Source organism: Lactiplantibacillus modestisalitolerans (assembly GCF_005405425.1).
GTDB lineage: Bacteria > Bacillota > Bacilli > Lactobacillales > Lactobacillaceae > Lactiplantibacillus > Lactiplantibacillus modestisalitolerans.
Map to the genome: position 1 here is coordinate 23812 of NZ_BJEA01000003.1, position 13656 is coordinate 37467.

14 protein-coding genes and 1 pseudogene are annotated in these 13656 nt (G+C 49.4%); all 15 read left to right on the forward strand.

Annotated features, from left to right (window positions below):
• The first annotated feature begins 163 nt into the window (after nt 1-163).
• The 15 genes and pseudogenes from FFM79_RS01770 to FFM79_RS01840 all read left to right on the forward strand — a co-directional run bounded on the left by FFM79_RS01770 (nt 164) and on the right by FFM79_RS01840 (nt 13456).
• The gene (locus FFM79_RS01770) at nt 164-694 is read left to right on the forward strand and encodes a YqeG family HAD IIIA-type phosphatase (protein ID WP_137641753.1); all 531 of its coding nucleotides are present in this window, start codon (nt 164-166) and stop codon (nt 692-694) included.
• Complete coding sequence (yqeH, locus tag FFM79_RS01775; RefSeq protein ID WP_137641754.1) at nt 691-1827, forward strand: ribosome biogenesis GTPase YqeH; 1137 nt, start codon at nt 691-693, stop codon at nt 1825-1827. The genes FFM79_RS01770 and yqeH overlap by 4 nt, the downstream gene beginning before the upstream one ends.
• 22 nt (nt 1828-1849) lie before the next feature.
• Entirely contained in the window at nt 1850-2164 is a 315-nt protein-coding gene (yhbY, locus tag FFM79_RS01780) for a ribosome assembly RNA-binding protein YhbY (RefSeq protein ID WP_137641755.1), read from the forward strand.
• A gap of 13 nt (nt 2165-2177) precedes the next feature.
• Complete coding sequence (locus FFM79_RS01785; protein WP_137641756.1) at nt 2178-2813, forward strand: nicotinate-nucleotide adenylyltransferase; 636 nt, start codon at nt 2178-2180, stop codon at nt 2811-2813.
• Nucleotides 2797-3423, forward strand: coding sequence for a bis(5'-nucleosyl)-tetraphosphatase (symmetrical) YqeK (gene yqeK, locus FFM79_RS01790; RefSeq protein ID WP_137641757.1), 627 nt, complete (start codon nt 2797-2799; stop codon nt 3421-3423). The genes FFM79_RS01785 and yqeK overlap by 17 nt, the downstream gene beginning before the upstream one ends.
• 11 nt (nt 3424-3434) lie before the next feature.
• Nucleotides 3435-3791: a ribosome silencing factor gene (rsfS, locus tag FFM79_RS01795; RefSeq protein ID WP_137641758.1), complete on the forward strand. Its 357-nt coding sequence runs from the start codon at nt 3435-3437 to the stop codon at nt 3789-3791.
• Nucleotides 3788-4522: a class I SAM-dependent DNA methyltransferase gene (locus tag FFM79_RS01800; RefSeq protein WP_137641759.1), complete on the forward strand. Its 735-nt coding sequence runs from the start codon at nt 3788-3790 to the stop codon at nt 4520-4522. The genes rsfS and FFM79_RS01800 overlap by 4 nt, the downstream gene beginning before the upstream one ends.
• A gap of 12 nt (nt 4523-4534) precedes the next feature.
• Complete coding sequence (locus tag FFM79_RS01805; RefSeq protein WP_137641760.1) at nt 4535-5683, forward strand: nucleotidyltransferase; 1149 nt, start codon at nt 4535-4537, stop codon at nt 5681-5683.
• Between the two features lie 130 nt (nt 5684-5813).
• On the forward strand, nt 5814-6368 hold the full coding sequence (locus tag FFM79_RS01810; RefSeq protein WP_137641761.1) for a YceD family protein: 555 nt from the start codon (nt 5814-5816) through the stop codon (nt 6366-6368).
• Between the two features lie 62 nt (nt 6369-6430).
• Nucleotides 6431-6610 carry a 50S ribosomal protein L32 gene (gene rpmF / locus FFM79_RS01815; protein WP_137641762.1) on the forward strand — a complete coding sequence of 60 codons (180 nt, stop codon included), beginning with the start codon at nt 6431-6433 and terminating at the stop codon, nt 6608-6610.
• A gap of 240 nt (nt 6611-6850) precedes the next feature.
• Entirely contained in the window at nt 6851-7792 is a 942-nt protein-coding gene (locus tag FFM79_RS01820; protein ID WP_137641763.1) for an aldo/keto reductase, read from the forward strand.
• Between the two features lie 159 nt (nt 7793-7951).
• On the forward strand, nt 7952-9388 hold the full coding sequence (gene gnd, locus FFM79_RS01825; protein ID WP_137641764.1) for an NADP-dependent phosphogluconate dehydrogenase: 1437 nt from the start codon (nt 7952-7954) through the stop codon (nt 9386-9388).
• Nucleotides 9389-9577: 189 nt separating this feature from the next.
• Nucleotides 9578-10909, forward strand: a complete 1332-nt coding sequence (locus FFM79_RS01830) for a replication-associated recombination protein A (RefSeq protein WP_137641765.1) — start codon at nt 9578-9580, stop codon at nt 10907-10909.
• 214 nt (nt 10910-11123) lie between these two features.
• Nucleotides 11124-11810: pseudogene (locus FFM79_RS01835) on the forward strand (response regulator transcription factor).
• Nucleotides 11810-13456, forward strand: a complete 1647-nt coding sequence (locus tag FFM79_RS01840) for a HAMP domain-containing sensor histidine kinase (RefSeq protein ID WP_137641766.1) — start codon at nt 11810-11812, stop codon at nt 13454-13456. The pseudogene FFM79_RS01835 and the gene FFM79_RS01840 overlap by 1 nt, the downstream one beginning before the upstream one ends.
• Nucleotides 13457-13656 lie beyond the last annotated feature (200 nt).

Sequence of the window (13656 nt, forward strand, 5' to 3'; positions counted from 1 at the left end):
ATAAAACAAATTATTATATAATGATGATTAAAATTTGGAAGGACCCGCTGGAATTCAGACATGGCGGACGGATTGACGCGGTATTTATAATTCCAATATGCTAAAATGGAAAGAGGGTTCCGACCCAGCACCATTATTTCAGTGAGAAGCGAAGGGGATAACGATGATTAATCAATTTAAACCAACTTGGATGATACCAGCAATTTACAACGTCACACCAGCGCAACTACGGGCACAAGGCATTAAGGCCGTGTTTGCTGATTTGGATAATACGTTGATTGCTTGGAATAATCCGGATGGAACCCCCGAGCTGAAAAAGTGGCTCCACGCGTTACAAGACGCTGGGATTCCACTAGTTGTCGTTTCGAATAATTCAGAAACGCGGATTGCAAAGGCGTTAGAAACGCTGGAATTACCGTTTGTTTCCCGGGCGCTCAAACCGCTCCCGTGGGGCATCGGTAAGGCTCGGCGGCGACTTGGTTTGCACAAGAACGAGGTCGTGATGGTTGGGGATCAATACATTACGGACATGTGGGCGGCCCACTTAGCGGGAGTCGCGAGTATCTTAGTCCGGCCAATTGTGACGACCGATGCCTGGAACACGCGCATTAACCGCTTCTTTGAACGGTTTATTAAGGCGCGGTTAGCCCGCGTTTATCCAGAACAGCATTTTCAGGAGGACTTTAAAAAGTGAGTGAAGCAACTCAAGAAACTTTATATTGCATTGGCTGTGGGGCGGCCATTCAAACGACCGACCCAGCTGCCGCGGGTTACACCCCGGCGAGTGCGCTTCGAAAGGCACTAGCTAATGACACTCAGGATCTCTATTGTCAGCGGTGCTTCCGGTTACGGCATTATAACGAAATTGTCCCGGTTGCGTTAAGTGACGATGATTTTCGCCACTTGTTGGCGACGATTCGCGAAGCCAACGCGTTGGTCGTCTACGTGGTCGATATCTTTGACTTAAATGGGAGTATTATTCCCGGCCTGCAACGTTTCGTGGGTGATAACCCCGTGTTGCTCGTTGGGAATAAGGAAGACGTTTTGCCGCGCCAATTACGGCGGACGAAGTTACGCGAATGGATGAACCAACAAGTGCGGGCGCAGGGAATCAAACCGGTGGGCGTTGCCCTAACCAGCGCGAAACGCGGGCACGCAATTGATGAGTTACTCGCCCTAATTGAAAAGTATCGGCGCGGCCGCGACGTTTACGTCGTGGGGGTAACGAACGTTGGGAAGTCAACGTTAATTAACCGCATTATCGCCAATAATACCGGCTTACAAGATCTGATTACCACGTCGCGCTTCCCAGGCACGACGCTGGATAAAATTGAAATTCCGCTGGATGACGGCCACAAGATGGTTGACACGCCCGGAATCATTCATCCGGAACAAATGGCGCACGTTCTGAGTGGTGATGACTTGAAGCTCGTTTCACCCCAGAAAGAAATTCGGCCAAAGGGCTATCAACTGCGCAACGGTCAAACGTTGTTCTTGGGTGGGGTGGCCCGCCTAGACATCGTTGATACGATTAAACCAGCTGGGACCGTTTACGTGGATAACAACTTACCACTACACCGGACCCGGACCGAAAACGCCGACAACTTTTATGAAAAGCACGTTGGCGAGTTAATTACGCCACCAACTGGTGATGCGGTTAAGGACTTCCCGCCGCTGGTTCGGCACGAGTTTAAAACGACCGGCGTGACGGATGTTGTCTTTGAAGGCCTTGGATGGGTCACGGTTCCCGGCGATACCCGGGTAGCCGGATGGGCCCCCCGCGGAGTCGACGTGGTGACGCGCCCAGCAATGATTAACAAGCAATAAGCATAGGAGTCGATTCATTTAAATGGAAAATTTACGTGGAAAACAGAAACATTATTTACGGGGGGCCGCACACAACATGCGTCCACTCTTTGCCGTTGGTAAAAACGGCTTAACTGATGAATGGCTGGCCCAACTGACCGGTGCGCTTGACAAGCGCGAATTGATCAAGGTCAACATTTTACAAAATGCGGACGTTTCGACGGCCGAAGTTAAGGCGGCCATCGAAGCCCAAACCCCAATTACGGTCGTGCAAACGATTGGCCGGGTGCTTGTTTTATACATGCCCGCCAGTGATGCTGATGACCGGCACTATTCATTAGAAGTCGAGAAGCTGTAGGGAGGAATTTGAGGTGCAGACGGTTAATCAAACGGCGACGAAAGTCCTAACGGAAACGGTGACGGCAATTCCGCACCGGCGCGTTGGTATTTTAGGAGGCACGTTTAACCCACCGCATTTGGGACACTTGATCATGGCCCAACAAGTTGGCGACCAACTTGGTTTAGATGAGGTTCGGTTTATGCCGGACGCCCAGCCCCCGCACGTTGATGAAAAAAAGACGATTGCGGCGCGTGACCGGGTCAACATGGTGCAGGCGGCGATTGCCGATAACCCGTTGTTTCGCCTGGAAACAACTGAAATTAAGCGTGGGGGTAAAAGTTATACCTACGATACGATGAAACAGTTGAAGGCCGAACATCCGGATACCCAGTACTATTTCATTATTGGTGGTGACATGGTCGACTATTTGCACACCTGGTACCACATTGATGACTTAGTCAAGCTGGTCACGTTTGTCGGTATTAAGCGGACCGGTTACCCCACGACGAGTGCGTATCCCGTCATTTGGGTCGACGCGCCGCTGATTGACATTAGTTCTACTCAAATTCGTACTAAAATTAGTCACGGTCATACGGTTCGCTACCTAATTCCGGACGCGGTGGCCGCTTACATTGAGGAGCATCAATTATATGAGCAAACCGATTGAGTATCAGGAAGGCCTCGTGCCGTTTAGCCATACCGAATTAATGGCTAAGGTAGCGGCGCAGTTAACGGACAGTCGTTACCAGCACTGCTTGCGCGTTGAACAAACCGCCCGGCAGTTGGCGGCGGCTAACGGGGTCGACGTCGAGCTCGCTAGCATTGCGGGCTTACTACACGACTACGCTAAACAGCGCTCAGACGCAACCTTTATTAAGTTGATTAAAACGCGGGGCTTGGATCCGGAGCTGCTGTTGTACGGTAACGGGGTTTGGCACGGCGTGGTCGGTGCGGAACTGATCAAGAATGAATTAGGAATTAAGAATGAAGACATTTTAAACGCAATCCGACGCCACACGGTTGGGGCTGCGTACATGACGAAACTAGATCAAATCGTCTTCATGGCGGACTTTATCGAACCGGCGCGGGATTTTCCCGGCGTTGAGCAAGCCCGGCAGTTGACGGCCCAATCACTGGCAGCCGGGGTGCGGTTTCAAATTCAGCACACGTTGGCTTACCTGATTGGTAAGGGTGCGCCAGTTTACCCGCAAACACTGGCAACGTATAACGCCTGGGTGGGACACGTTCCGGCCTTGGGTTCAAAATCAAACAATTAAGGGAGTATTCCATGGATAGTAAAGAATTATTACAGGTAACGGTTAAAGCGGCGGACGATAAGCGCGCAGAAGACATTGTAGCCTTAGACGTCGCCCAAGTAAGTTTGATGGCGGACTATTTCGTCATTTTATCGGCCGATTCAAAGCGGCAAGTTCAAGCCATTGCGGACAACGTGGTTGAGTTTATTCGCCAAGCCGGTTCCGACGTGAAAAGCGTTGAAGGCCGGACGGCGGGTGAATGGGTCTTGATCGATGCCGGGGACGTCATCGTGCACGTCTTCCAAAAAGATGCACGGGCCCACTACAACCTTGAAAAGTTATGGTCAGACGCACCGCTAGTTGACGTTCAACAGTGGGTCAACGCATGATCTACCAAACGTTTGCCGAACTTTACGACGAACTCTTTGATCCAGCCATGTACCAGCAATGGCTGGATTTTGTGCGTCGCCGGGTTCCCGACCAAACTGGGCAGTTACTAGAATTAGCGTGTGGAACGGGCCGGTTAGGCGTTTTACTAGCCCAAGCCGGTTACCAAGTCACGGGCTTAGATTTATCCGACAACATGTTGGCGTTGGCGCAACAACACGCTCAGGAAGCCGGCGTGCCGTTACCGCTATTACAAGGCGATATGCTGGACCTCAGTGAAATTGGTACCTTCAATACGGTCACCTGTTTTGCGGACTCGTTCTGCTACTTACCTGATCTGGGTGCGGTTGAGGCTGCTTTTACCCAGGTGGGTCAGCACTTAACGGCGGACGGGCGCTTCTTATTTGACGTCATCACGCCTCATCAGACGGACGACGTTTATCCAGGCTATATGTATAATTATCAAGATGATGAGCGGGCGTTTATGTGGACGAGTTACGCTGGCGAAGTGCCGCACAGTGCCGAACACGAATTAACGTTCTTCATTTATAACGAACAGAAGCAGGCGTTTGATCAGGTGGGGGAATTGCACCATGAGCGGACCTATACGCTTGCGGATTATCAGGCGGCACTAAGTCGCGCAGGTTTTAAGCACGTTGCGGTAACGGCTGACTTTGGCACGGCCGAACCGAACGAAACAACGACCCGCTGGTTTTTTGACTGTCAAAAGTAGGGAGGAATGGCGATGCACGCAGTGGGCTTAATAACGGAATATAACCCGTTACACAACGGGCACCGCTACCACCTCCAAACGGCAAAGCAGGTTAGCGGGGCGGATTGTACCGTCGTGGTGATGAGTGGTAACTGGTTGCAACGTGGTGAACCGGCTTTACTCGACAAGTGGACCCGTACGGAACTGGCACTAGCCGCCGGGGCCGACCTGGTCGTTGAGCTACCGGTTTACTTTGCGACCCAACCCGCGCACCTCTTTGCGCGCGGAGGGGTCGCAATACTGAGTGCGCTCGGCTGTGACAGCCTGGTTTTTGGTGCTGAACATCCTGATTTGGACTTTGCGAAGCTGACGACGGCGATGGCGACGATGGCCAACGGTGATTTTCAGCACTATAACGCGACCTTTGCGACCCAGTTCAACGCGGCGTTGCAAGCGACGACCGGGGTGACCTTGACGTCTGCCAACGACATGTTGAGCTTTTGCTACTACGCGGCTAATCAGCGTTTAGCCCGGCCGTTAAAACTTTATCCAATTCAACGCCGGGTAGCGGGACACGCTGAGACCACGATCACGCCCGGTGAAACGTTCGCGAGCGGCACGGCGATTCGGCAGGCGGCACTCCAGGCGGATTGGCCGGCGGTGGAGCCGGTCGTTCCGCCCGCCACCTTAGCCGCCTTAAAAACAAACCGGCTTCAAAGCTGGGCTGATTTTTGGCCGTATTTGCAGTACCAATTGTTGACGGTGGACGTGGCCCATAGTGGGCAGTACGATCAAATGGCCGAAGGATTAGAATACCGGATGCGGGCGATGGTGCAGACGAGTCATGATTTTCAGGACTTTTTAGGTCAAGTGAAATCCAAACGCTACACTTATACGCGGCTTCAGCGAGTAGCAACGGCGGCACTGCTACAATTGACGAAGGCGGAAGTGCAAGCGGCCCAGGCGCACCCGTACATTCGCTTGCTTGGCTTCAATTCAACCGGGCAGGCGTATTTGCACCAGGTTAAAAAGCAATTACCGCTGCCCCTGTACACGAAGATTAATCAGCAGTTGCGCGAACACGCCTTACAGCTTGACTACCGGGCGGGCCGGGTTTACGAATTAATTAATCACCAGTCCCAAGATTTATACCGCCGACCGCTTCGAATTACCGGGGGTTAGAGTTGACCCACGGGAGAATTATTGTTAGAGTAGTGAACAGCGACGGGCATTTAGACCTGTCAAGGAAAAAACATTGACAAAGGTTTTTCACACAGGTATAATTTATCACGTTGCATTAGGAGGTTTTTAAATGAAATGGTCACTTACGCAGCTTAAGAGCTACCGTGACACGCCACTTCAGTTTGATGAAGCGTTAGACCTAAAGCAGGCCCTGATGACGCGTTATCCAGAAATCCTTGATGTTCAGCCCGTCCACGTGAAGGGCTACGTCAGTTATGATAAGGATAATGTCCTAATCACAGCGACCGTAGCGGCAACCTTAACGTTGCCCTCAAGTCGGTCGTTGACGCCGGTGGAAGTTCCACTGGCCTTTCAAATGACGGAATATTACGTCCCACAGGGGGTTGACCTGAGCCGTTTCGATGAAGAGACGGATACGGTCATCATCTTACCAGAAGACGATGTTCTCGACTTTGATGTCGCTGTGGAGGATAACATTTTAATTCATATCCCCATGCAGATTCTTTCTGAAGCTGAGCAGAATGGTGAAGCCATGCCTACGGGTAAGGGCTGGGAAGTCATTAGTGAAGACGACCTTGCCAAGCAAGCTGAAGAACATAAAACTGTTGATCCGCGTTTAGCTAAACTGAAAGACCTGTTCCCTGATCAGGAAAGCAAGGATTAAGTTTGAGCTAGGCGTATCAAAACTCACTTAAATGTGAATCCCTTTGAAGGAGGTGTAGGTTGATGGCTGTACCAGCAAGAAGAACGTCTAAGACGCGTAAACGCAACCGTCGTGGTCATATTAAATTGGCGACACCAAATTTGGCACCATGCCCAAATTGTGGCGAATTACGTGTATCACACCGTGTTTGCCCAAGTTGTGGTTTTTACAACGGCAAGCAAGTTGTTAAAGTAAACAACTAATTTGATTAGTTGATGAAAAACGACATTGCGGCCATGGCGCATGGCGTCTTTCTTTACGAATAATAACGATCTTAAAAAACTCGCTTCGGCGAGTTTTTTTGTTGTCTAAGCTAACCGCCACTAACCGAAAAAGTCGGTGATTACCGGGAAAGTAGCGGCATATTTCAATTAATTGGGCGCACTTGGCCGTATGCTGGAAGGGTAGGTAAACCTGCAAATTAATTGGAAGGAAGTTTTGCAATGTTAACCAAGCCAAACGTTGTGTTAGGAACCTGGGCGTGGGGCGATCGTGATAACTATTTCGGTAATCATGAGGATCCCCAGCATTTTCAAGCCGTGTATGACCAGGCGTTGAAGGACGGGTTGGATTTCTTTGATACGGCCTATGCGTATAGTCAGGGCAGTGCTGAAACCATCTTGGGCCAACTTAGTCACCAGACGCCCCGCGACCAAATTATGTTGTCAACGAAGTTTACGCCGCGGATGGCGGATGACGGGACGCAGCCCGTTCAGGATATGTTTCGGGGGAGTTGCGCGCGGTTACAGACTGACTACGTGGATTATTATTGGATCCACCATGATGATGACGTTGAAAAGTGGACGCCGGCCCTGATTCCGTTACTGCAAAGTGGTCAGGTCAAGCACGTCGGCGTTTCAAACCATACGTTGCCCGAAATAAAGCGGGTCCAAGCCATTCTAGGAGCGGCTGGGTTTCAGTTATCTGGCGTCCAAAACCACTTTAGTTTATTGGATCGAACGTCGGAAAAGAACGGCATTATTGATTATTGTCACCAACAACACCTCACGTTCTTTGCTTACATGGTCTTGGAACAGGGGGCTTTAACGGGCAAGTATAACGCCAAGCACCCCATGCCAGCTGGAAGCTCGCGGGCGGCCGTTTATAACGGGCAGTTGGGTCATCTAACGACGTTAGTGCAAACCTTACAACGGATTGGCGCTCCCCACGGCTTAAGCGCGGCTGAAACTGCGATGGCCTGGACGATTGCCAAGGGAACGTTGCCAATCATCGGCGTCACTAAGGTTCCCCAAGTAGACGCGGCGGCAAAGGCGGCCAAAACGCGGTTGTCAGCCAGTGACGTGACCGCACTGGACGCGGTCGCCGCTACGACACAGGCTGACACGGTTGGGTTCTGGGAGCCGGACTACCGGCAAGCTCAGTGATTTTTGACGGGCTGGCGGTAACGCGACCTTTTTGAAAATTTATTTCTTATCTAAAAGCTTTAAATGTAATTAATTTTATAAAACGCCTCAAAATACTTTAAACGGCCGCTGGTTTCTGGTACGATAGTTGCGTAATAAAAATTGGGAGGCAGTTAACTAATGAGTAACGAAAAACCACAAATCGGTGTCATTGGGATGGCCGTTATGGGTAAAAACCTGGCTTTGAACATTGAAAGCCGCGGTTACCAAGTCGCAATCTTTAACCGGACCGGTTCGAAGACGGAAAAGGTCGTTAAGGATCACGCGGACAAAAAATTAGTACCAAGCTATAAAATCGAAGACTTTGTTGCTTCGCTTGAAACGCCTCGCCGGATTATCATGATGGTCAAGGCTGGTAAGCCAACCGATATGGTAATCGACGAACTCTTACCATTATTAGATAAGGGTGACGTTTTAATTGATGGTGGGAACACCAACTTTAACGATACGATTGCCCGGAGTGCGCGGCTTGATAAGTCCGGCATCAACTTTATCGGGATGGGTGTGTCCGGTGGTGAACTGGGCGCCTTACAAGGGCCTTCCTTGATGCCTGGTGGTCAGAAGGAAGCTTATGACTTAGTTGCACCAATTCTTGAAAAAATCGCTGCTAAGGCCCCCCAAGACGGTGCACCTTGCGTGACCTACATTGGTCCGAACGGTGCGGGTCACTACGTTAAGATGGTCCACAACGGGATTGAATACGGTGACGAAGAGTTAATCGACGAAAGTTACAACGTGATGCGCAACGTTGCCGGATTATCCGTTGACGAAATGTCGAAGATTTTCACCGACTGGAACCAGGGTGAATTAAGCAGTTACTTAATCGAAATTACGGCTGATATTTTATCCCGTAAGGACGATTTAGGCGCTGACAAGACTAAGCCAATCGTGGACATGATCTTAGACCGTGGGAATAACAAGGGGACTGGTAAGTGGAGTTCCGAAGATGCGTTGAACATTCAAGTGCCACAATCCGTCATTACGGAGGCCGTTTACGCACGTTACATTTCCATGATGAAGAACGAACGGGTTGCGGCTTCTAAGAAATTAGCCGGTCCAACGAACAAGGTTGATTTACCAGCTAAGGAAGACTTAGTTGAAAAGATTCGCCAAGCCCTTTACTTCAGCAAAATCATGAGTTATGCGCAAGGCTTCGAACAATTACGGTTCGCTTCCAAACATTATGACTGGGATTTGAAGTTTGGTGAATTAGCTCAGATTTGGCGTGCTGGCTGCATTATTCGGGCCCAATTCTTACAAAACATCACCGATGCGTTTGATAAGCAACCAGACCTGGATAATTTATTGATGGACGACTACTTTGCAGACATCGCTGCTAAGTACCAACAATCAACGCGTGACGTTCTCAGCTTAGCCGTTCAAGCTGGGGTTCCAATGCCTGCGTTTAGTGCGGCCCTTTCATACTACGATTCGTACCGCGCAGAAGTGTTACCCGCTAACTTGTTGCAAGCGCAACGGGACTACTTCGGGGCCCACACTTATGAACGGACTGACCGGGAAGGTAGCTTCCACTACAGCTGGTATGAAGAACAATAATTTAAATTAGCTGAAATTTTGAAAGAGTGAGTGTGCCAAAAGTCGGCGTACGTTTCGGCTATTAACATGAGGCAATACACAAGAGGCTGTGACTATGTCATAGCCTTTTTTCGTTGTTGAAAATTGGTTTGGAACGTACGTTCGTGATACACTAACAGTATTCAAATGACAAGTACGGAGGTGGTTTGGATGCGACAAGAGTCGTTGTTCAATCCAGAAAACACGCAAAACAGTCCGTTGGCTTACCGGGTTCGGCCAACGACGCTGGCAGGCTTTAAAGGCCAGGACCATCTTCTAGGCCCGGGAAAATTGTTGCGACAGTTAATTGCGGAAGATCAACTACCATCGTTAATTTTTTGGGGACCACCGGGAGTGGGGAAAACGACGCTGGCAGAAATTATTGCCCAACAAACCAAATCGCACTTCATCACCTTTAGTGCCGTTCGAAGTGGGATCAAAGAAATTCGCACCATCATGGATGAGGCGACCGCGAACCGCGACTTTGGTGAAAAGACCATCGTATTTATTGATGAAATTCACCGGTTCAATAAGGCCCAGCAGGACGCCTTTCTCCCGTACGTGGAGCGTGGTAGCATTACGCTCATTGGGGCGACAACCGAAAACCCGTCCTTTGAAATTAACGCGGCGTTGCTTTCACGTTGTAAGGTGCTGGTGTTAAAAGAATTGACGGTTGCGGCCTTGGTCGAAATTTTACAGGCGGCCCTTGATAATCCAAATGGTTTTCCAGGATGGACGGTCAATTTACAGCCAGATACGCTGCAATTAATTGCGGAATTTGCGAACGGGGATGCCCGCATGGCGCTAAACACGCTCGAAATGGCGGTCCTGAACGGGGACCGAGCGGATCACCACGTAACGATTACGGCGGCGGGACTGTCGCAACTAATCAATACGAAGTCGCTGCGTTACGATAAAAATGGTGAGGAGCACTACAACATCATTTCGGCGTTGCACAAGTCGATGCGCAATAGTGATGTTGACGCGGCCATTTACTGGTTGATGCGGATGCTGGATGGTGGCGAGGATCCGTTGTACATTGCTCGCCGGCTCGTTCGCTTCGCGAGTGAAGACGTCGGCTTAGCCGACCGCCAGGCGCTCCCACTGACGGTGGCGGCTTACCAGGCCTGCCAATTTTTGGGCATGCCGGAGTGTAACGTGAACTTAACGGAAGCGGTGACTTACTTGGCGCTTGCACCGAAGTCCAACGCTCTTTATACGGCGCAGTCGGCCGCCCAAGCAGATATTAAGGCAACCGGCAATTTGCCGGTGCCGTTACAGATTAGAAACGCACCCACAAAACTAATGAAAAATTTAGGTTATGGTGCCGACTATCAGTATGCGCACGATACCGCGGACAAATTAACGACAATGAAAACGTTACCGGCCGCATTAGCGGGCCACCAGTATTATCAGCCGACAACGCAAGGCCAGGAAAAGGCGTGGTCGAAACGGTTAGCTGAAATTCGGGCCTGGCACGCGCACCATCCCGATTCGAAATAATTAGGCTCGTTGGTCAAGCTTATTAATTGTATTCTGATGGAAAGGTTGTAAAATTAAAATTGAATGAGGAATGCCGTTGGTTTCTAGTATAGGAAATTTAGCGTATTCATGTTAAAATAACATGTTGTATAATGAAAATGGCCGGTGCGGCGCTTCTGACCGCGAGCCGGTACGCTTTTTAGATAAGTTGAATATTAGGAGTGACAACAAGTAAATGAGTCGAATATTAATTATTGAGGATGAAAAAAATCTGGCGCGCTTTGTTGAATTGGAATTAAAGCACGAGGGCTACGATATTCAAGTTGAATATAATGGTCGTAAAGGGCTGGATGCCGCGCTATCACAAGATTTTGATGCCATCCTATTAGACCTAATGTTACCAGAATTGAACGGATTGGAAGTTTGTCGGCGCGTTCGGGAAGTTAAAAATACGCCAATCATTATGATGACGGCCCGTGATTCCGTGATTGACCGCGTTTCTGGTCTTGATCACGGGGCGGATGATTACATTGTTAAACCGTTTGCCATCGAGTAGTTATTAGCTCGGTTACGAGCGTTGTTACGGCGAATTGACCTTGAAAGTGAACAACAAAATACGAAACAAACGACGGTCACCTACAAGGACTTAACGATTGAAAAGGAAAACCTAGTTGTTAAGCGTGGCGACGAAGTCATTAATTTGACGAAGCGTGAGTATGAACTATTACTAACGTTGATGGAAAATATTAACGTTGTTTTGGCCCGGGACGTCTTGTTAAACAAAGTTTGGGGCTACGAATCCGAAGTTGAAACGAACGTTGTTGACGTTTATATTCGGTATTTACGGAACAAGATTGACCGGCCAGGTGAAAAGAGTTACATCCAAACTGTTCGTGGGACTGGATACGTGATTCGTTCCTAATGGCTAAGCAGACCGGGGCAGAGGTATCGCCGAAGCTGCGCAGACGTTGGTCATTAAAATGGAAATGGGCGCTCGGGACCGCGATTGGGTCAGCGCTCATTTTTATTTGTTTCTCACTACTGGTGTATAAGAGTTTCACGAACCTCTTGATTCGCCAGGAACAACGTAACGTGGAGAGCGCGATTACCACGGTTCAGCAACAGTTGCGAACCGAAAATCAGGGGCTAACGATTAAATCAGTGGCCGAAAAGTTACAGCCGGAGGCCAACGTTGAGCCCGCGATGGGGATGAGTGGCCGCAAACGGGGCGCGCTTCAAAGTACCATTTTTTCCGATTCAGAATTAGCGGCGCTGTCGCGAACGAGCTTAGCCGTGACGGTTTATGATCCGCGCGGGACAACTTTGTATCTATCGCGTAAGGATGGTCATGAGTTTAAAAAGGGCGCCGACCGCAACGTCAAATTAGTGGGCCGTGGTCAGGGGGCTGAGTTAGTTGGCCGGGCCCCAATCAACGCGGCGAAAAACCATCGCCTGATTGGGTACGTGCAAGTGACGAACAACTTATCCGATTATCATAGTACGACGCGCAATCTCCTGTGGATCTTTGTAGTGATGACGATGATCACGATTTTTGGGGCGACCTTGTTAGGTTACTTCTTAGCGGCCTTCTTACTACGGCCCATGCGTCAAATCACCCGGACCATTAACGCGGTTAAGGATGATCCCCAGACGGACAGTCGGGTTCCGGACTTACGCCGTAACGATGAGTTATCCGATTTAGCGGTTCTGTTTAACGATATGCTTGATCAGATGCAGCGCTATATTAACCAGCAGCAGCAGTTCGTCGAGGACGTCTCCCACGAGTTGCGAACGCCAGTGGCGATTATTCAAGGTCACATGGAATTGCTGAATCGTTGGGGTAAAGATGATCCGCAGGTGTTAGCGGAGTCCTTAGCGGCGAGTTTATCCGAAACGAAGCGGATGCAAAGCCTCGTTCAAGAGATGCTCGACTTATCGCGGGCGGAACAACTGGAAATTAACTTTAGTCGGGAAACGACTGACGTTCAAAAATTAGTAACGCAAGCGTTTAATGATTTTAGAATGATTCATCCAGATTTTCGCTTTACGTTTGACGACGACGTGAAGAAGCCGGTGTACGCCCAAATTTATCGTAATCATTTGGAACAAATTCTAATTATCTTATTAGATAATGCGGTCAAGTATTCGACGAAGCGTAAAGAAATTCACCTGTCGTTATCGACGGACTTTCGCTACATTGAAGTGGCAGTTCAAGATTTCGGTGAGGGGATTTCAAAGGATAATTTGGACCGGGTCTTTAACCGCTTTTACCGCGTGGACAAAGCGCGCAGCCGGGATAAGGGCGGTAACGGGCTGGGCCTATCAATTGCTCAACGGCTTGTGGAAGGTTATCACGGGAAGATTAGCGTTGAGTCGGTCGTGGGTCAAGGTTCGATTTTCCGCTTCCACTTACCAATTTTAAAGGACCCTAAGTTACTGAAAAAGGCCGAGCAGGAAACGGATAACGTTGAAAAGATTGCGAAGGCGGAACTACCAGCTGGTATCAAACCCGCAACTCGGGATCAAGATGAACCGCCGTTGAATGACCATGAACATGATTCACAATAGTGTAACGTCGTTTAAAGGGCTTGTGGTTAATACCGCAGCCCTTTTTTGATTACGGGGAGTTGCGATGAGGGCGCTTTTTGGTTGCGTCAGTTGTTCCTCGTAAAATGAGGGTTCAACTTAATAATTAAGCGGATTATGAGAACTTGCTAATTTTAATTGAAACCATTTTCACAAGCGATTTTTTTTGTTATAGTGGATTA